The sequence below is a fragment of the Ancylobacter sp. TW_SC_1 genome, assembly GCF_056836805.1.
Window position 1 is genome coordinate 1988245 of the sequence record NZ_CM166365.1, and the last position, 18225, is coordinate 2006469.

An 18225-nucleotide genomic window follows, 5' to 3' on the forward strand; every position below is an offset into this window, starting at 1 on the left:
TACGTCATGGCATATGCCAAGTGTAGATGAAATACGTCATTGACGAAAGTCATCCGATGGTGAATTATGCCAGACATTGAGGTGGGGCGCTGCCTTGCCCGTGCGTGGAAGCCGGCTCCGCCAGAGCGGCCGCGCGTTCTCACCGTCGATCCCAAGGAGAGTTTCATGGCCCATATGGGTGACCTGGTCGCCGAAATGCTCGCGCGTTATGGCGTCGAACTGGTGTTCGGCATGCCGGGAGGGCAGACCACGGCGCTGCATGATGGCATCTCCCGTCGTACCGACCGCATCCGCCATGTGCTGATGCGCGACGAGCGCAACGCCGCTTATGCCGCCGACGCCTATGCCCGCCTCACCGGCAAGCCCGGCGTGTGCGACGTGACTGTCGGGCCCGGCGCCAACCTGTTGCCGGCCGGCTTCATCGAGGCGTTGAACGCCTCCGTGCCGATGATCGGGATCGTGGGCGAACTGCCGCTCGATTGGCTGTCGCTGAAGGAAAAGGGAATCGCCTCCCAGGGCTTCGACCAGCTGTCCTTCTTCAAGACGATCACCAAGGACAGCTGGCTGGTGCCCTCGCGCGCCGCCCTTCCGGAGCTGATCCGCACCGCCTTCCGGGTCGCCACCTCCCCGCGTCCCGGCCCGGTTGCACTGATCATTCCGCACGACATCTTCGACGCCGATTGGAACGAGGAGGAGATCCGGATCGGCATCGACGAACGCGCCATCCAGGCTCCCTTCCTCCGCTCGGCACCCGTGGCGTCCTCGGTCGCCGACGCAGTGGCACTGATCGGACGGGCGAAGCGCCCGGCCGTCGTCTTCGGCGGCGGTGTCCACGGGGCGCTTGCCTGCACCGAAGCGAGCGAGTTTGCCGAGAGGCTCGGCGGCCTTGCCGTCACCAGCCTCACCGGCCGCGGCGCTGTGTCGGAACTGGCGGACTACGCGGCTGGAACGCTCAATCCGCTCGGCTCCTGGGCGGCGATCGAACTGATCAAGGAAGCCGACCTGGTCATCTGGTGCGGCTCCAAGGCCAGCCAAAACACCGCGATGAACTGGACTTTGCCACTGCCCGAGCAGGCGACCATCACGATCGACTGCGATCCCAACGAGCATGGCCGCACCTTCCTGCCCACGGTGGCGATGCTCGGCGACGTGCGCGAGGCGCTGACCCTGCTCAACGCCGGGCTGGAGCCGCAATCGCACCCCGGCTGGCTGGCGCGCATTGCCGAGCTGAAGGCGGAAGGCGAGCGGCAGAAGCGGCTCGAGATCGAGAGCGAGCAGCTTCCGCTGCACCCGGCGCGGGTAATGGCAGAAGTGGCGGCGCGGCTCGGCGCCGACGATATCGTGGTATCCGATGCCAGCTTCTCGGCCGGCTGGATCGCCAACTACATCCCGGCACGCCGGCCTGGCCGGCAGTTCCTCTATGCCCGCGGGCAGGGCGGCCTCGGCTATTCCACCCCCGCCGCCGTGGGTGCGGCGGAGACCCGGCCGGATACCCGCATCGTCACCGTCGCTGGCGACGGAGCGTTCTCCTACACGATCGGCGAACTGGCGACGCAGGCGCAACGCAACCAGAAGGTCGTCAACGTCGTCCTGAACAATGGCCGGCTCGGCTGGATCCAGCTCTGGCAGGACATCTTCTTCAAGAATGTGCAGTCCGCCCTTTTGGAGAGCCAGAGCTGCCATCCCAATTTCGCGGCGGCGGCGAGCGGGCTGGGACTGAAGGGAATCTATGTCGAGAAGCCGGACGAGCTCGGCCCGGCACTCGACGCCGCCTTCGCCTATGACGGCCCCTCGGTGGTGGAGGTGCGGGTGGATGACCTCGCCACCCCCATCCACAGCTTCAAGCGGCGCCTGCGCGAGGGCGGCGACACGCCCCGCCCGCGTCCGGGCACGGTGTACAAGCTGCGCGACTGGAAGGTGAGCCCGAATCTGCCGTGAGCGGGAGGTGGGACGAGCACCGGGTGCCAGGACTCGTGACGGCGGACCGTGCGGGATTCGAACTGACGTCGCGCTATCAGTCTGCGGCTCGGTCTTCCGGGGAATGACGGTTAGCGAGTGCTCGACGCGGGTCGACTCCAGAGCGGCGTTCGGGCCAATTCCTGGAGGCTGTCTGGACCATGCAATTTCCGCGACATCGGTGAGCGCAGTTTCGGTTTGGCCGCCGCGCGGCGCTCCTTCGGTTCGGCTTCTACGACGGCGGCGTCGAACTCGCGCGGCGAGCGCCACTGGTAACGCGGCAGCGGCGTGGTCCCTTGGCGCGTTTCCGACCCAGGGAGCGCCACGCGATCATTCGCGGCTCGTCCACCAGAGCTTGCCAGCACTCCCCGGCTTCGGTCGGCGGAATCCGGGCGATTGCCAGGCAAAAACGACTTCCCGGTTCCAAGCCGCCCGGCTGCCGCCGCTCAGCGCTTGCGCCAGAGCGCGGCGCCGCCGGTGAGGCCGGCATCGTTGGAGGCGAGGCTGACATTGGCCGGCAGTTCGATCTCGACATGCTTGGCGTTGCCGCCGCCGAGATAGAGATGATCATAGTGCAGCAGCACGTAGAGCAGCTCGATCACCCGCTGGACGTGGTGGTTCCAGTGGTGCCTGCCATTGGTCTCATAGGCGGCGACGCCGAGATATTCGTCATAGGTCAGGTTGTCGTGCACCGGATGGTGCGCCAGCTCCATATGCGGCATCAGATCGCCGTCGCGGAACAGCGCGGTGCCGGCGCCGGTGCCGAGCGTGAGCACCATTTCCAGCCCCTTGCCGGAGACGATGCCGTAGCCCTGCATCTCGGCGTCGTTGATCAGCCGCGCCGGGGCGCCAAGGCGCGCCGACATGGCGTCGGCCAGCGCGAAGCCGGCCCACAGCTCGGTGCCGAGATTGGGCGCGGTCAGAACCTTGCCGTTGCGCACCACGCCGGGGAAGCCGATGGAGATCCGGTCGAAGGCTGGATGCTTCGCCGCCATGCCGGCATAGGCGTCGAGCAGCGCCTCCGGGTGGCAGGGATGGGGCGTGTCGACCCGCTCGCGCTCCGAGATCATGGTGCCCTGGTCGTCGATCACCGCGCATTTCAGCCCGGTGCCGCCGATGTCGACCGCGAGAATGCCCGCCGCGCCGCTGCCCGCCGTCTTGCCTGTCATGTGGTTCTTCCCTTCAACTCGACGCCTGCGCCGGCTCGGCGACCCGCCGGCTCACCTCGTGCTCGTCCTCGTCGGCGCTGGCGTGGAACAGCGATCCGTCGCCGTCGACCGCGACGGCGAAGTCCTCGCCCTCCCATGTGCCGGGCTCGGTCCAGTAGAGCGTGAACCGCAGGTGCCGACCGTGCTGCGCGATGGTGGTCGGCAGGTCGGCGATGTGGAGACCAAAGCCGGTGGGGCGTGTCGGCGTGTCCTGCGTGGTGGTCCAGCCGTCGAGCGACCAGTGGATGAGCGCCGGCGCCGGCAGTTCCACCCGCAGGGAGAGCCCGGCGGGGAGGGAGCGGAGCTTCTGGTTGAAGTGCCAGAGGCGGCGCGGCGACGTCACCTTGTTCACGAGATAGCGCTGCACGGTCTGCGGCGGCGTGTCGAACACCTTGCCGTCATGCAGCGAGCGCATGAGCTTGATGTGCTCGGAATGCGCCCAGACCAGCGGCATCGCGCTGCCCGAGGGGCGCCCCTTGAACAGTTCGCGGGCGGGAATGTCGTCCTGGTCCCACACCTGCTCGGGCAGCAGGCCGCCCGGTCCGGCGCAGTCCTCCAGCGTGACGAGAAGCTGCCCGGCGCGCACCAGATTGCCGGCGGCGATCTCGTAATGGGCGCGCTCGCCGGTGAGCAGCGGCCAGGCGCGGCCGATGCCGGTGCCGTCGAAGGGCGCGCCGTCCTCGTGCTCGCCATAGCCGTCGCCATTGTAGCGGTACCAGACCGGGCCCTGCGGCAGCTCGACCTTCAGTATGGCGTCGATGGCCTTGATGGTGGCGAGGATGCGCGGGTCGTCCGGCGCGCGCAGGCCGAAGCGCACCAGCGCCAGCGCGTCCGGCGAGATGAGCTGCGCCGCCGGCTGGTCGGTGTCGCCCGGCGGGCGGTTCTTCACCGGCACGAAGCCGTCGAGCGGGGAGGCCGCGTCCGCCGTCTCGGGCGGGGCGACGCGCACATAATAGCCCTCGATGCCGAGCCGGTCGGCGAGGTCGGTGCCGGTGGCGAAGGTCCAGTGTTCGATGGAGTCGTTCCAGGCGTCGGCCTTCTCGCGCAGATACTGCGCCTCGTCCTTGCGACCGAAGAGGTCCATCATGTCGGCGGCGGCCAGCAGGGCGGCGATTTCCGCCGCCAGGGTGAAGGGCGAGTAGCCGGCATCCTCCTCCCAGCGGTCCTGGCCGGTCACCGGGCCGTTGAGGACGATGAAGCGCGCGGCGCGCTCGATCATGCCCATGTAGCTGTCGAGTTCTCCGTGGGCGAAATGGCCGCCACGGCGGATCATGTCGGCGAGCAGGATGGGGAAGGCGCATTCGTCCATCTGCACGCCGCCCCAATAGGGCACGCCGTCGAGCCAGACATTCTGCGACCAGTGGCCGTCCGCCTCCTGGATGGTGCGCAGATAGCCGAGCACGGACTTCGCCTCGTCGACCGCGCCGGCCGCCAGCAGGCCGCCGGCATTCTCCACGAGATCGCGCGGCCAGACGAGATGGTAGCCGCCGAGGTCCTCGTCGCCCTTGTTGAAGCCCCAGGGGATGGAGAGGCTGGCGATGATGGCGCCGGGCATCGAATAGGGCTGGTGGGTGGCCAGCACGATGGTGCTGGCGCGGTAGGTGTTGATGTTGGAACGGCTTTGCGGATGGTCGAGCGGCAGCAGCGTGCTCTGCCAGGCGCGCCAGCCCTGCACATAGTTGCGGCGCAGTTCCTCGAAGCCCTCGTGCAGACTGGCGACCGCGCGGAACCCGGCCTCCTCCGGCCGGGCGCCGAAGCCGAGCGCGACCAGCATCTCGCCCTCGCAGGCGGCAAGGTCGATTTCCGCGCTCAACGCGACATTGCCGCAATCGGCACGCTGGTAGCGCTCGTCCAGGGCGCCGGTGCGGCTGAGCTGCTGCCAGCCGTCGGAGGTGCCGACATAGCCCACCGAGCGGGCCTTCCACGGCACGGAGCAGGCGAGCGCCAGCGACTGGCCGCGCCGGCCGGAGGCGAACAGCATCGACGTGCCCTTGTAGTCGCCGACCCAGGCGGTGTTGTCGGCCCCAGCATTGATGAGATGCGGCGCCAGCAGCGCGAACAGCCGGTAATCCGAGATGTCGCCGATCAGCGCCTCGAAGGTGACCTTCTGGATCAGCACTTCCCGGCGCGGATCGGCAAGGATCTGCTTCTGGATGCGCCAGCGCCCGTCATTGGCGGTGTTGAGCAGGTGATAGGCCGGCACGCCGTGCTCGAGCACGCCGACCTCGTGCTCGGCGTCGCGCTTCTCCTCGGCGAAATAGCCGTCCGGCCCGGTGACGAGGAAGCCGAAGTCGCGGGTGCAGGCGGTGTCGACGCGGGGATAGTAGATCTCGTTGAGGATGCCGTGGCTCAGGGTGAACCAGAGCCGGCTCGCCGCGGTGCGGGCTGTGCCGACGCCCACCTTGGCGCTCGATGTCCAGCGTGCCGGACCGCCGGGCCCGCCCGGCGGCGTGATGGCGTTGTCCTCCGTCATGGATGGTTTCCCCCTAGATCATTGGGCCGTCGATCCTGGTCGCGGCCGGGGCGTAGACTGGGACCACTCGAGCCGGCTGCCAAGCCCGCAGAGGAATTACGCAGAGGCTTTATTCCCGAGATCGCCGGCGTCGGGTCGCTCAGGGCCCGTTGGCCGCTGGAACTCGCCCGCGATGCCGAACGGGCCGGCGTACCGGATGGACGTCCCGTTCTACTGGGCTGCGGCCCGTCTCCACGCCCGCCGCGCTGGGGGCTGACGCTGGCCGTTCGCGTGGCGGCCGGCGCGGTCCCGGTGACCGGTGAACAGGCGCAGGGCCACGGAGATCTCTGACATCGCAGGAAAGTTCAGCCCCAAGTGGCGAATGCTGAGTGTCGGCTCCGCCGCCCATGGGACATGCCGTTCCACGGTGCGATGTTCGCGTTGGCAGGCGGGAAAGCCCTGTCTGTTCGACAGCATCATCCGTTGGCGATCGGCCTCCGTGAACCGGGGACGGGACGTTTCCTGCCCTGAGTCCTCAACGACGGCGTGGGCTGCCGCGGGGCGCCGCGAAGCCGCCGTCACTCCGTGTCGACTTCGGAAATGGGAGCCTGTCCGGTCCTGCCGTTTCGGTCGTTGAGTTCCTGTGGGAACCGCACGATGGCCGCCCCCACAGGATCAGCCGCTCAATAGGCTGCGGCCGGATTGACCTGCCAGATCTCGTCGACGAGCTTCCCGTCGCGATAGAGCAGCACGTAGCGCACCTTGACGGTGTTCTTGCCGACGAAGGCGATGTCGGCCGTCACGGTGCCGCCCTTGGGATTGACCGCCTCGGACGTCGCGGCGACGGTCGCCGTCTGGACGCCCTGGGCGGCGAAGAATTTCGACCAGACCTCCTTGATCTTGCCCGGCTGGCTGTAGCTGCCGTCGAGCGGACCGCCGACCCAGTGCAGGGTTGCGGCAGGGCCGTAAGCGGCGGTGACGGTGGCGAGGTCGCCGCCGGCAATGGCATCGATACGGGATTTCGCAAGGTCTTCGACGGGGCCCGCCAGCGCGGCCGAGCCGGAAGCGGCGATGAGGGCGAGGGTAGCGGCGAAGGTTGAAAGGCGCATGTGCGGGTATCTCCAAATGTGGGCTGCACACGGGAGACACGCGCCGCGCCGATTTATTCCGCCCGGTGGGACCGACGGCTCCGACTTTCTCGCCGCAGGGCGTGGGCGTCGGACGTGTCGATGCAACAGCCGGAGAAAAATCCGTGCAGGGCCGGAATAATCCGGGCGGCGCGCCGTCCAACCTCGTGAAGGCGCCATTGCGCCCGAAGGAGAAAAGCCCATGCGACAACGACATTTCGCCTGCATCGGCGTTCTGCTCGTGGCGTGCCTGGCTGGCCCCGCGGCTCAGGCGCATGACCACGGCCAGGGAGCCGATGGCGCCGCCGCCGCGAGCGAAGAAACACCGTTCCTCACCGAGAACGCCGCCGCGATGGACAGGATGATGGCGAACATGGACGTGAAGCCGACCGGCGACATCGACGCCGACTTCACGGCAATGATGATCCCGCATCACCAGGGCGCCATCGACATGGCGGTCGCCTATCTGCGCTATGGCAAGAACCCGCAATTGCGCCGTCTCGCGCAGGAGATCGTGGTCGAGCAGCAGCAGGAGATCGCCGCGATGCGGCTCGCGCTCGGCCAGCCGCTGCAGCCCTCTTCGCCGGCACCGACCTCGCCGGATGCCGCCCCCGTCCACGACCATTCCGTCATGCCTCACAGCACGATGTCCGCCGGCAACATGACGATGTCGCCCGCCATGTCGATGCCGACGAAATAGGAGCCGACCGATGACCAAGCCCTTCCTGACGGGTCTGCTCGCCAGCAGCCTGCTCGCCTGCGCGATGCCGGCATTCGCCGGACAAGCGCCGTTCGCCGCCTCCGCCCCCGACATCCCGCTGAGCAGCCGCGACCGCATCTATGCCGCCGAGCAGTTCTCCAACACTGTTTCCGTCACCGATCCCGCCACCAACAAGCTGGTCGGCGTCATCCGCCTCGGCGATCCGCAGCCCGGCAATTTCAGCCCGCTCTACAAGGGGCAGGTGCTGGTGCACGGCATGGGCTTCTCGCCCGACCGCAAAACCCTCGCGGTGGTGTCGATCGGCTCGAACGCCGTCACCTTCATCGACACCGCGGCCAATGCGGTGAAGCACACGACCTATGTCGGCCGCTCGCCGCACGAGGCGTTCTTCACGCCGGACGGCAAGGAGGTCTGGGTGACGGTGCGCGGCGAGGACTACATCGCCGTGCTGGACAGCGCCACCTATGAGGAGAAGGCCCGCATCAAGGTGCCGAACGGGCCGGGCATGCAGATCTTCTCGCCCGACGGCAAATACGGCTATGTCTGCTCCTCCTTCATGCCGGAGACGGTGGTGATCTCGGTCGCCGACCACACGATTGTCGGCCATGTGAAGCAGGCGAGCCCGTTCTGTCCGAACATCGCCGCGACGCCGGACGGCAAGCAGGTCTGGCTCACGCTGAAGGACATCGGCAAGACGCAGGTGTTCAACGCGCAGCCGCCCTTCGACGTGATCAAGACCATCGATACCGGCCCGATCACCAACCACGTCAACTTCGCCCATAACGCCGACGGCACCTTCGCCTATGTGACGGTCGGCGGGCTCAACGAGGTGAAGGTGTTCCGCACCGACGACTTCTCGCTGGTCGCGACCATTCCCGTCGGCAAGCTGCCGCACGGCCTCTGGCCGGCGGGCGATGGCTCGCGGGTCTATGTCGGGCTGGAGAACGCCGATGCGCTGGCCGCCATCGACACGCTGACCAACAAGGTGATTGCCACCATTCCCGTCGGCCAGGCGCCGCAGGCGGTCAACTACGTGCCCGGCGCAGTACCGGAGGGCGACGGCACGCAGAACCTCCAGCCGCTCGGCGTCGCCGGGCAGGCGGCCCATCTCAGCCTGGCGAAGGGCGGGAAGGTCGGCGAGAAGGTTCCGACCAGCGTCTCGCTGTTCGACCAGGGCCTGATCCAGATCCTGCAGGCCTCCGTCACCGGCCTCGAGCCGAAGAAGCCCTATATTCTGGCGTTGGCCAGCCAGCCGGACGGCAAGGGCACGCTCGAGCCGCTCTCAAGCTTCATGACCAATCCGGCGGGCTCCGCCATCGTCAATGCCGCCGGACCGATCCGCCAGATCGTCCAGGGCGACGCAAAGGCGGCGCGACGCTATCTCGTCATCGCCGAGGGCACGACGGCCCAGCCGGGCGCGGTGGTGCAACGCCAGACGTTCGACTGACGAGGGATCGCCTCTCGTCAGCCTCTCCAGAATGGCACCAGGGCGGGCCGCTCGCACAGGCGCGAGCGGCCCACCACTCCCGAAAGGAGACACCGTGAATCAGGAGATGGTGGGCCTGATCGAGCCGCTCATTCCGGCGCTGAGGCGCTATGCGCGGGCGCTGATGCGCGAGCGCGCGGCGGCGGACGATCTCGTGCAGGATTGCCTGGAACGCGCCATCAGCCGCTGGCACCAGCGGCGCCAGGACGATAATGCGCGGGCATGGATTTTCACCATCCTGCATAATCTTGCCATGACCCGGCTGCGCCGCTCGGCGCGGCGTCCCGTCCATGTGGCTCTGGACGATGTGGAGGCGACGGGCCTCTCCATCGCTGCGCCACAGGAGGATGGGCTGCGCCACCGCGAACTGCTCGCCGCGCTGGCGCAGCTTCCCGACGAGCAGCGCACGGTGCTGTTGCTGGTCACTGTCGAGGGGCTTTCCTATGCCGACGCGGCGCGGGTGCTTGACGCACCGATCGGCACCGTCATGTCGCGGCTGTCGCGCGCGCGCGAACGCCTTGCCAGACTTATGTCGGCCGAACCGCGGGCGAACATGTCGCCACCTTATCTTCGGAGCGTGAAATGAGCTCTCGTCCCATCACCGAAGACGATCTCAACGGCTTCGTCGACCACACGCTCGATCCCGCCCGCCGTGCCGAGGTGAGCGCCTGGCTGCAGGCCCATCCCGAAATGGCCAGCCGCATCGCCGTCTATGGCGAACAGCGTGACATGCTGCGCGCCGCCTTCGCGCCGGTGATCGAGGAGCCGGTGCCGACGGAGCTCGACCTGTCGCGCATGATCGAGGAACGCCGTCGTCCGCGGCCCGCGCCGCGCTGGGCGATGGTCGCGGCGGCCGTTCTGATGCTCTGCGTCGGCGGTCTCGGTGGCTGGTCGCTGCGCGACCTGACGATTCCGCCGTCCGGCGGCGTACAGGCGCTCGCCCGCGAGGCGGCGGCGAGCTACGCTGCCTATGCGCCCGATCAGGTCCGCCCGGTCGAAATCCGCGCGAACGATCGCGACGTGCTCGCCGCCTGGACGACGAAGCGTGTTGGCCGCCCGGTCGCCATTCCGGACCTGACGGCGGCGGGCTATCGGCTCATGGGCGGGCGGGTGGTGCCGACCGAGCACGGGCCCGCCGCGCTGTTCATGTATGACGACGATCGCGGGACGCGGCTCGTGATGCTGGCGCGACCGATGCGGAGCGAGCCTGACATGCCGATGGCGCCGCACGCGGAAGGCGACCTCAACGGCTTTGCCTGGGCTGACAACGGTCTCGGCTACAGCCTCGTCGGTGCGGTGGCACCGGACACGCTGCACCCGCTGGCGGACGAAGCACGCCGCCAGATCCGCACCGAGGCGTGAGCGCGGGAAGACCGTCATGCTTGCCACCTATCTCAGAGCGCTGCTCGCGAGCATGATCGCGCTGGCGGTCAATTTCCTCCTTCTCGGCTTCGCCGACCGGCTCGGCATCGTGACCGCACGCGGCGGTTTCCAGCGGCTGGTCAAGCTGTGGACCGGGCCTGCGCTTCATATGCTTGGCATCGATCGCGCCTGGGCCGCGCTCCATCTTCCCGATCCCAATGGCGCGCTCTTCACCAATGGCTTCAAGGTCGCTGTGGGGCTCGCCATGGTGGTGATCTATCTGCGGATCAAGCCGTTCCTGCCCGGATCGGCCCTTGAGAAAGGGCTCGTCTACGCAGCGCTGGTCTGGCTGGTCAACGCCGCCATCGTGCTGCCCGCCCTCGGCCAGGGATTCGCCGGCGTCAGGACGCTGAGCGTGATCGGGATCGTCGCCTTCGCGATCGCCCACACCGCGTTCTTCGTGGTGCTCGCGGGACTGATCTAGGAGCCGGAGGGCCGGCGCGCCCGATTCCGCAGGCGTGCCTGTCACCGACGACAGCCCGTCGAGCGTTCCGAACATCTCAGGGTGTCGGCCCCGCCCGGGCGCGGCGACGGCTGGATCGGTTCACGTCGAGTGGCTCCAGGACACGAAGAGCCGCTCGGCCAGGCGGATCAGGCATTCGAACGCAAAAGCGACGGCGGCGATGACGAGGATGCCGGCGAGGACCACGTCGGTGGCGAGGAAATTGGCGGCCGACTGGATCATGAAGCCGACGCCGCGCGTGGCGGCGACCAGTTCGGCGGCGACCAGCGTCGACCAGCCGGCACCGAGCGCGATGCGGGTGCCGGTGAGGATGGCGGGCAATGTGGACGGCAGGACGACGAAGCCCAGCAGTTGAACGCGTGTCGCGCCCAGCGCCCGGGCGACGTTCAGGCGGCTGCGGTCAACCGAGCGCACGCCCGAGGCGGTGGCGATGATGATCGGCGGCAGCATGGCGAGCGCGATCACCAGCACCTTCGCCGTCTCGCCGATGCCGGCCCAGATGATGACCAGCGGCAGGTAGGCGAGCGGCGGGATCGGCCGCAGGAACTCGACGACCGGATCGAGAATGCCGCGCCCCACCGTCGTCAGGCCGATGGCGAGGCCGACGGGTATGCCGATCGCCAGTGCCGCGGCGAGCGCCAGGAAGACGCGCAGCAGGCTGGCGCCCAGATGCTGGGCGAGCGTGGCGTCGATGAAGCCTTCGGTGGCGAGGCGGCCCAGGCGGTTCAGCACGGTTCCGGGCGAGGGGAGGAAAAGCGGCGTCACCAGCCCGCCGGCGCTGGCCGCCCACCACAGAAGGACGACGCCGGTGATGGTTGCCGCCGATATCCAGGCGCGTTTCGGGATGGCGGGCAGCGTGAGCGCGGACGCCGGCGCGAGATGGTGGGGCACGCCCTCCGCCGGCACGACCAGCGGAAGAGCGATGTCGGGAACGGGAATGGGTATCGCCTGACTCATGTGGGGGCTCCGGCAAAGATGACGTCGCGCAGCCTTTCGCGCGCGGCGGCGAAGTCGGGGGTGGACTTGATGCGGCCGCCGATCGCCTCGTCGAGCACGCGGCGGCCGAAGCCGGAGGGCTCGTCCAGCACGATGCGCCCCGGCCGTCCGCCGATCACGACGATGCGCGTGCCGAGATAGAGCGCCTCGTCGAGGCCATGGGTGACGAAGACGATGGTCTTGCCGGTGCGGCGCCAGACATCCAGCACGAGATCCTGCATCTGCTCGCGGGTCAGGGCGTCGAGCGCGCCGAGCGGCTCGTCCATCAGCAGGACCTCGGGATCCGCGACCAGGGCGCGTGCCAGGCTGACGCGCTGGCGCTGGCCGCCGGAAAGCTGCCACACGGCATGCTCGCCCTTGCCGGCAAGGCCGACCAGCGCGAGCGCCTCCTCGGCCCGGGCGTCGCGCTCGGGCCGGCCGATCCCGCGCAGCCGCAGACCGAAGCCGACATTCTCGCGCGCATTGAGCCAGGGGTAGAGCGCATCCGACTGCAGCACCACGCCGCGGTCGGCACCGGGCCCCTCGATGCGCCGGGCGTCGACCCATGCCTCGCCCTCGGAGGGCGGGGTGAAGCCGGCGATGGCGTTGAGCAGGGTGGACTTGCCGCAACCCGAGGCGCCGAGCAGAACCACCAACTCACCCGCCGGAATGGCAAGGCTGATGTCCTCGATCACGCGCGCCTCGCCGCCGGCCGGGAGGGGAAAGCGGACGCCGAGACGAAAGAGGGTCAGTTTCATGGCGCGGACCAGACTCGGGGGGAGAGAAAATGGCCCGGCAGGACCTGCCGCCGGAGCGGCGCATCGGTGCCGGGCCTTCAAGTTCGTCGCGGTTCTCACCAACCACGACGCTCGGGAACGTCAGTTCAGCTTGGCGGCCTGCTCGGCGGGCGTCCGGCTGACATAAGGTCCGTAATCCTTCAGCACGGCGTCGATGCGGCCCTGCTCCTTCAAGAAATTCGACGTGGCGACGATGGCCTCGACCGAACCGCCGCCGAGCAGTCCCTCGGAGAGCTGGTCGGCGAGCAGCGGGAATCTGTTGCCCTTCAGCAGTTCGGGAATTTCCTCGGGCTTGGCGCCGGTGAGCTTGGCGATGGCGAGGACCTGCGGCGAGGACGCGGTCCAGGAGCCGCCGTTCTTCGCGTAATCGGCGTAGGAATCCGCCGTCACCTTGACGAACTCGGCGACGATCTCGGGGTGCACCTTGGCGAAGTCCTTGCGCACGATCCAGGCGTCGAAGGTCGGGGCGCCCCATTTGGCGACATCCGCCGAGGAGGCGAAGACCTTGCCGGTCTCCTTGATCCTGCCCAGCGCCGGATCCCAGACATAGGCGGCGTCGATATCGCCGCGGGTGAAGGCGGCGGCGATCTCCGGCGGGCGCAGATTGAGGATCTCGACGCTCTTGGGATCGACACCCCAGTGCTTCAGCGCCGCCAGCAGCGAGTAGTGCGTGGTGGAGACGAAGGGCACGGCCACCTTCTTGCCCTTGAAGTCCTCGGGCTTCTCGATGCCCGCGCCATTGCGCACCACCAGCGCCTCGGCATCGCCGAGCAGGGCGGCGATGTAGATGGTTTCGATCGGCACTTCGCGACTGGCGGCGGCGGCGAGCGGCGAGGAGCCGACATAGCCGATCTGGATGGCGCCGGAGGCGATGGCGGCGATCACGTCGGCACCGCTGTCGAACTTGCGCCAGTCGATATTGGCCTTGGTCGCCTTCTCATAGGCGCCATTGGCCTGCGCCACCTTGGCCGGATCTGCGCCGGTCTGGTAGCCGATGGTGACGTCCGCGGCGAAGGCGGGGGCGGCGATCAGAAGGCCGAGCGCGGCCGTGGCGGCGAGAAGGCCGCGGCGGGAAAGAGCGGTCATTGGTCATATCCATAGACAGGCCGTCGGGGCGCGCTGCGCCCGCGTTCAGGCCGTTGAGATGTCGGGTGAAGCTGGAGAGGCCGCGATCAGCGGCGTCGACAGGTCCAGGTCATGTGCGCCCCCTTGGGTCGGACGCCGGCAGGCTGGCGAAGGCGCAGCGGCAGCGTCGGTAGGGTCATCAGAGCAGAGCGGGGAGGGGTGGTCAATAGAAATCTAGTTATTGAGTAGATTATTTTCTGAAGATCGCGTACCTCACGTCCGGCGGCGGCGGCGCATCGTCAGGCAGAGGTGTAACGCCTTGCCGATACGTCGGAAACGTCACGGGCGCCGAGCTGCCGGGCGACATTCTCCGCCACCCGGATCGCGTAGTTGGTGACGTCGGGCAGCCCCATCAGCTCACCCACCGTGCCGCGCGCCAGCGGGCCGGCGACATAGAGGCCCCCCTGCGGCGTGCAGTCCGCGCCGATGGTGCGCCCGTCCACCGCTACCTCGATGCCGAGCCGCAGCGGATCGGGACGGGCGAGGCCCGCCACCCTTAGGCCGGCGAGGACCGGATTGTCGGCGAACACCCGCCCATGCGCCGGGCCGGTGGCGGTGATGACGGCGTCGAAGGTCTCCTGTGTCACCGCGCCGGTCCGGCGCACGCGCAGGCTCACCTCGATCGCGTCGCCTTCGCGCCGAACCTCTTTGAGCGAGGCGGCGCGCAGCGCGAGGGTGCCGGCCGCGAGACGATCGTCCAGCCCCTGCTCCACCTGCGGGGCGATGCGGAAGCGGTGCACGTCCCAGAAGGGACGCAGATGGCGCAGCAGGCGCTTTCTCTCCGCGAGCGGCAGGGCGTTCCAGATCGTGCTGCCCTGCAGCCGCACCTGGTCGAGCACGCAGTGCCAGCTCCTGCCCTGCGCCTGCGCGGCGCGGATGGTCGCGCGGATCCGGCGCACCAGCTCGCGCACGGTGCGCGCCGGCGCGGCGGCGAAGTCGCCAAAGGGCTCGTGCAGGACGGCCGGATGGCCGCGCGAGCGCAGTCCGCGACGGGAGACGGCGACGATCTCGCCGCGATGGCCGAGCCGGTCGAGGCTGGCGACGATGTCCGCCATGGTGAGGCCGGTGCCGACGATCAGCACGCGGTCGCGTGGACGGATCGCCGCCAGCGCCTCGGTCTGCCAGGGGTCGGGCACGAAGCGCGGGTGGCCGGCGAGGGCGGTGGCGAGAACGGGGGGCGGGCTCGGCGGGGCATGGGCGACCGCCAGCACGACGAGGTCGGCATGGACGGTCGAGCCATCCGAGGAGCGGATGCGATAACCGCCTTTGATGGCGTCCACCGCCTCGGCGGCGGCCCGCACATGCACCACGCGCGGGCCGAGCGTGGCCAACTGCTCAGCGACATAGGCGCCGAAGACCGAGCGGGCGGGGAAGTTCCGCCCGTCGGCCATCCGCGCCGCCGGGTCGGCGTCGAGAGCGCCGGACGCCTCCAGCCAGTCGTTGAAATGGGTCGGCTGGTCCGGCAGCAGCGACATGCGCGTCGCCGGCACGTTGATGCGGTGGCTCGGGTCGCCGGCGCTGTAGGCCAGGCCGCGCCCGATCTCGGCGCGCGGCTCGATGATGACGACCCGCTCCAGGTCCGGCCGCAGGCGCAGCAGGTGCCAGGCCACAGCGGCGCCGGAGAAGCCGCCGCCGATGATCGCCACCGGGACGTGAAGTTCCCGCCCTTCCACGTCTGCCGCGCTCATGAGGCGGAAGCGCGCGGCCGGGCGGTAGTCATTGGCGATGGTCTCGCCGAACGGGCCGGTGTTCACGCCGGCGGGGCCCTGCGCGATGCCGTGATTGAGCTTCAGGCGCGGCAGCACCAGCTCGGCCACCCGGTAGGCCTCTTCGAGGTGCGGGTAGCCGGAGAGGATGAAGCTGTCGATGCCGAGATCGGCATATTCCTGCATGCGCGCCGCCACCGTCTCGCCCGAGCCGACCAGTGCGGTGCCGGCACCGCCGCGCACCAGCCCGACGCCGGCCCACAGATTCGGGCTGATTTCGAGCTTATCACGGCGTCCGCCATGCAGCGCCTGCATCCGCGACTGGCCGACCGAATCGAGCCGCGAGAACACTTTCTGCGCCGCCGCGATGGTGTCGTCGTCGAGATAGCGGATCAGGTCCTCCGCCGCCTCCCACGCCTTGGCGTCGGTCTCACGGGCGATGACGTGGAGACGGATGCCGAAGGAGACCTTGCGGCCCTCGGCCTCGGCGAGCGCACGCACTTGGCTGATCTTGGCGGCGACCGCCGCCGGCGGCTCGCCCCAGGTGAGGTATTTGTCGACATGCTGGGCGGCGACCTTGTTGGCTGCGTCCGAAGAGCCGCCGAAATACAGCGCCGGACCGCCCGCCTGCTGCGGCGGGAACAGCAGATGGGCGTCGTCGACCTTGATGTGCTTGCCGCAATAGCGGACATGCTCGCCGGCCAGCAGGCGGCGATAGACGGTGAGGAACTCGTCCGTCACCTCGTAGCGCTCGTCATGATTGAGGAAGATGCCGTCGCCGGCATTCTCCACCGGGTCGCCGCCGGTGACGATGTTGATCAGCAGCCGCCCGTCGGAGATGCGGTCCAGCGTCGCCGTCATGCGGCCATAGAGAGTGGGCGAGGCGAGGCCCGGACGCACCGCCACGAGGAAGCGCAGCTTCTTGGTCACCGGCGCAAGCGCTGAGGCAACCAGCCAGGAATCCTCGCAGCTCTTCCCCGTCGGGATCAGCACGCCGTAATAGCCGAGCCGGTCGGCCGCCTGCGCCACCTGCCTGAGATAGTCGATGTCCGTCTCGCGCGCCCCGAGGCCGGTGCCGAGATAGCGCCCGTCGCCATGGGTGGGCAGGAACCAGAGGACGTTCAGGCCGTCGTGCTGTGGCGCCGTAGTAGAAGGCGGAGAGACCTTGGACAGGTGGCCTGTGTTGGACATGGGAGTGGCTTCCTTCTGGTGGGTCGGCGGCGGCGTCTGCGCCGTCACGCCGGAGATGCTCGACCTCAGCAACTCTATAATCGATATTTTCTATAGACAATGATATTTTTCATGTGCAGGCTCTTGAAGAACGTTTTGCGAGGCATTGGCCTATGGAAGAAATCAGCATCACCGGCCTGAGCGGAGGGCTTTCCTCGCCCTCACGAACCCTTTCGCTTGTGCAGCTTGCGGCGGCCCGAATAGCCGATGCGGTGGCCGGGGCAGGGGTGAGGGTCGACACCAGAATTGTAGATGTGGCGTCACTCCCCGGTCTCGGGGCGATGCGCGGGCGTGACGATGCTGGCCCGGCGGAAGAGGCCGCCCTGCTGGCCGTGGAACGCGCCGACCTGCTCGTCGTCGGCTCGCCGGTCTACAAGGGGGCGTATTCGGGCTTGTTCAAGCATTTCATCGACTTCGTCGATTATCGCGGACTGGACGGCGTTCCCGTGGCGCTGCTCGCCACCGGCGGAAGCGACCGTCATGCACTGATGGTCGAACACCAGTTGCGGCCGCTCTTCGCCTTCTTCCAGGCCCAGCCGCTCGGCACCGGCGTTTTCTTCACCGATCGCGAATTTGCCGAGGGCCGCGTGGCCGACGGGGCGCCGGCGCAGCGTTTTGAACGGCTGATCGAAGAGGCGACGCAGGCGCTAAGCCTCCGGCGTCGCCCCGCGCGTAGGTTCACAGGAGCGGCGGCCTGATGTCACTCGTCGAGTTCGGGGCCCGGATCGGCCAGTCTCTCATCCGCAGGCCGGCGTCCGCGAGGCCGCGCTCGCGCCGCCTCGCGGCGCTGGAGAGCCGCGTCGCCGGCTGGATCTTGCCGGCCGCCCTCGTCGTGACGTGGGAGATGTTCTCGCGCAGCGGCGCCCTTGCCGCCAACGTCCTGCCCGCGCCCTCGGCCATCGCGCTCGCCGGCTGGGCGGCGCTGAAATCCGGTGAATTGCTGCACAATATGGGTGTGAGCGCGCTGCGCGCCGCCGCCGGCCTGCTGGTCGGCGGCATTATCGGGCTCGCCTTTGGCATCGCCAATGGCCTCTCCGACCTCGCGCACCGCTACACCGACACGACACTGCAGATGGTCCGCAACGTGCCGCATCTGGCGCTCATCCCGCTGGTCATCCTGTGGTTCGGCATCGACGAGGAGGCCAAGCTCTTCCTCGTGGCGTTGGGGGTGTTCTTCCCGATCTATATCAACACGCTGCACGGCGTGCGCACGGTCGACCCGCAACTGATCGAGATGGGCCACGTCTACGGCATGTCGTCCACGGAACTGTTTCGTCGGGTGATCCTGCCGGGGGCGTTGCCCTCCATCTTCGTCGGGCTGCGTTTCGCGCTCGGCATCATGTGGCTGACGCTGATCGTCGCCGAGACCATCGCCGCCTCTTCTGGCCTCGGCTACATGGCGATGCAGGCGCGCGAGTTCCTGCTGGTCGACATCGTGGTGCTGGCGATCCTCATCTACGCGCTTCTCGGCAAGCTGGCGGATGTGCTCACCCGACAGCTGGAACGCGCCTGCCTGCAATGGCATCCCGCCTTCCAGACGCTGACGCGGAGCTGAGC

At 68.5% G+C, this 18225-nt stretch carries 15 protein-coding genes and 1 pseudogene; 8 read left to right on the top strand and 8 right to left on the bottom strand.

What is annotated here, in order from left to right; all coding sequences use genetic code 11:
• Positions 1-165: 165 nt before the first annotated feature.
• A complete protein-coding gene (locus AC1PZ7_RS09135) occupies positions 166-1938 on the top strand; it encodes a thiamine pyrophosphate-binding protein (protein ID WP_482359151.1) in 1773 nt (590 codons plus the stop codon).
• A gap of 464 nt (positions 1939-2402) precedes the next feature.
• Here the strand turns inward: AC1PZ7_RS09135 and AC1PZ7_RS09140 are convergent, their stop codons facing one another.
• The 3 genes from AC1PZ7_RS09140 to AC1PZ7_RS09150 all read right to left on the bottom strand — a co-directional run bounded on the left by AC1PZ7_RS09140 (position 2403) and on the right by AC1PZ7_RS09150 (position 6725).
• Positions 2403-3125 carry an ROK family protein gene (locus AC1PZ7_RS09140; protein ID WP_482359152.1) on the bottom strand — a complete coding sequence of 241 codons (723 nt, stop codon included), beginning with the start codon at positions 3123-3125 and terminating at the stop codon, positions 2403-2405.
• A gap of 13 nt (positions 3126-3138) precedes the next feature.
• The gene (locus AC1PZ7_RS09145) at positions 3139-5637 is read right to left on the bottom strand and encodes a glucan 1,4-alpha-glucosidase (RefSeq protein WP_482359153.1); all 2499 of its coding nucleotides are present in this window, start codon (positions 5635-5637) and stop codon (positions 3139-3141) included.
• A 662-nt stretch (positions 5638-6299) separates the two neighbouring features.
• A complete protein-coding gene (locus AC1PZ7_RS09150) occupies positions 6300-6725 on the bottom strand; it encodes a nuclear transport factor 2 family protein (protein WP_482359154.1) in 426 nt (141 codons plus the stop codon).
• 220 nt (positions 6726-6945) lie between these two features.
• Between AC1PZ7_RS09150 and AC1PZ7_RS09155 the strand changes: the two genes are divergently transcribed.
• The 5 genes from AC1PZ7_RS09155 to AC1PZ7_RS09175 all read left to right on the top strand — a co-directional run bounded on the left by AC1PZ7_RS09155 (position 6946) and on the right by AC1PZ7_RS09175 (position 10796).
• Positions 6946-7443 (top strand): DUF305 domain-containing protein, encoded by a 498-nt coding sequence (locus AC1PZ7_RS09155; RefSeq protein WP_482359155.1) that lies wholly within the window; start codon positions 6946-6948, stop codon positions 7441-7443.
• 10 nt (positions 7444-7453) lie between these two features.
• A complete protein-coding gene (locus tag AC1PZ7_RS09160) occupies positions 7454-8911 on the top strand; it encodes a YncE family protein (protein WP_482359156.1) in 1458 nt (485 codons plus the stop codon).
• A gap of 106 nt (positions 8912-9017) precedes the next feature.
• A complete protein-coding gene (locus AC1PZ7_RS09165) occupies positions 9018-9536 on the top strand; it encodes an RNA polymerase sigma factor (RefSeq protein WP_482359157.1) in 519 nt (172 codons plus the stop codon).
• Positions 9533-10312, top strand: coding sequence for an anti-sigma factor family protein (locus AC1PZ7_RS09170; RefSeq protein ID WP_482359158.1), 780 nt, complete (start codon positions 9533-9535; stop codon positions 10310-10312). The genes AC1PZ7_RS09165 and AC1PZ7_RS09170 overlap by 4 nt, the downstream gene beginning before the upstream one ends.
• A gap of 16 nt (positions 10313-10328) precedes the next feature.
• Positions 10329-10796: a hypothetical protein gene (locus AC1PZ7_RS09175; RefSeq protein WP_482359159.1), complete on the top strand. Its 468-nt coding sequence runs from the start codon at positions 10329-10331 to the stop codon at positions 10794-10796.
• 120 nt (positions 10797-10916) lie between these two features.
• Here AC1PZ7_RS09175 and AC1PZ7_RS09180 read toward each other — a convergent pair whose 3' ends face one another.
• From AC1PZ7_RS09180 to ssuD, 5 genes and pseudogenes are all read right to left on the bottom strand, one after another.
• Positions 10917-11792, bottom strand: a complete 876-nt coding sequence (locus AC1PZ7_RS09180; protein ID WP_482359160.1) for an ABC transporter permease subunit — start codon at positions 11790-11792, stop codon at positions 10917-10919.
• Positions 11789-12568, bottom strand: coding sequence for a taurine ABC transporter ATP-binding protein (locus tag AC1PZ7_RS09185; protein ID WP_482359161.1), 780 nt, complete (start codon positions 12566-12568; stop codon positions 11789-11791). The genes AC1PZ7_RS09180 and AC1PZ7_RS09185 overlap by 4 nt, the downstream gene beginning before the upstream one ends.
• Before the next feature lie 120 nt (positions 12569-12688).
• Positions 12689-13693, bottom strand: coding sequence for a taurine ABC transporter substrate-binding protein (gene tauA / locus AC1PZ7_RS09190; RefSeq protein WP_482359162.1), 1005 nt, complete (start codon positions 13691-13693; stop codon positions 12689-12691).
• Positions 13694-13971: 278 nt separating this feature from the next.
• Positions 13972-15420, bottom strand: coding sequence for an FAD/NAD(P)-binding protein (locus AC1PZ7_RS09195; protein ID WP_482359604.1), 1449 nt, complete (start codon positions 15418-15420; stop codon positions 13972-13974).
• Between the two features lie 9 nt (positions 15421-15429).
• Positions 15430-16629 (bottom strand): annotated as a pseudogene (gene ssuD / locus AC1PZ7_RS09200) (FMNH2-dependent alkanesulfonate monooxygenase); the annotation flags it as partial.
• A 152-nt stretch (positions 16630-16781) separates the two neighbouring features.
• Here ssuD and AC1PZ7_RS09205 point away from each other — a divergent pair.
• Positions 16782-17366 (top strand): NAD(P)H-dependent oxidoreductase, encoded by a 585-nt coding sequence (locus AC1PZ7_RS09205; protein WP_482359163.1) that lies wholly within the window; start codon positions 16782-16784, stop codon positions 17364-17366.
• On the top strand, positions 17366-18223 hold the full coding sequence (locus AC1PZ7_RS09210) for an ABC transporter permease subunit (protein ID WP_482359164.1): 858 nt from the start codon (positions 17366-17368) through the stop codon (positions 18221-18223). Before AC1PZ7_RS09205 ends, AC1PZ7_RS09210 begins: the two co-directional genes overlap by 1 nt.
• Positions 18224-18225: the final 2 nt, after the last annotated feature.

Bases quoted from the DNA above. Each gene is read 5' to 3' on its own strand.
- AC1PZ7_RS09185 (WP_482359161.1), bottom strand. From the start codon at position 12,568: ATGAAACTGACCCTCTTTCGTCTCGGCGTCCGCTTTCCCCTCCCGGCC.
- AC1PZ7_RS09140 (WP_482359152.1), bottom strand. From the start codon at position 3,125: ATGACAGGCAAGACGGCGGGCAGCGGCGCGGCGGGCATTCTCGCGGTC.
- tauA (WP_482359162.1), bottom strand. From the start codon at position 13,693: ATGACCGCTCTTTCCCGCCGCGGCCTTCTCGCCGCCACGGCCGCGCTC.
- AC1PZ7_RS09135 (WP_482359151.1), top strand. From the start codon at position 166: ATGGCCCATATGGGTGACCTGGTCGCCGAAATGCTCGCGCGTTATGGC.
- AC1PZ7_RS09155 (WP_482359155.1), top strand. From the start codon at position 6,946: ATGCGACAACGACATTTCGCCTGCATCGGCGTTCTGCTCGTGGCGTGC.
- AC1PZ7_RS09210 (WP_482359164.1), top strand. From the start codon at position 17,366: ATGTCACTCGTCGAGTTCGGGGCCCGGATCGGCCAGTCTCTCATCCGC.
- AC1PZ7_RS09205 (WP_482359163.1), top strand. From the start codon at position 16,782: ATGGAAGAAATCAGCATCACCGGCCTGAGCGGAGGGCTTTCCTCGCCC.
- AC1PZ7_RS09160 (WP_482359156.1), top strand. From the start codon at position 7,454: ATGACCAAGCCCTTCCTGACGGGTCTGCTCGCCAGCAGCCTGCTCGCC.
- AC1PZ7_RS09195 (WP_482359604.1), bottom strand. From the start codon at position 15,420: ATGAGCGCGGCAGACGTGGAAGGGCGGGAACTTCACGTCCCGGTGGCG.
- AC1PZ7_RS09175 (WP_482359159.1), top strand. From the start codon at position 10,329: ATGCTTGCCACCTATCTCAGAGCGCTGCTCGCGAGCATGATCGCGCTG.
- AC1PZ7_RS09165 (WP_482359157.1), top strand. From the start codon at position 9,018: ATGGTGGGCCTGATCGAGCCGCTCATTCCGGCGCTGAGGCGCTATGCG.
- AC1PZ7_RS09150 (WP_482359154.1), bottom strand. From the start codon at position 6,725: ATGCGCCTTTCAACCTTCGCCGCTACCCTCGCCCTCATCGCCGCTTCC.
- AC1PZ7_RS09180 (WP_482359160.1), bottom strand. From the start codon at position 11,792: ATGAGTCAGGCGATACCCATTCCCGTTCCCGACATCGCTCTTCCGCTG.
- AC1PZ7_RS09145 (WP_482359153.1), bottom strand. From the start codon at position 5,637: ATGACGGAGGACAACGCCATCACGCCGCCGGGCGGGCCCGGCGGTCCG.
- AC1PZ7_RS09170 (WP_482359158.1), top strand. From the start codon at position 9,533: ATGAGCTCTCGTCCCATCACCGAAGACGATCTCAACGGCTTCGTCGAC.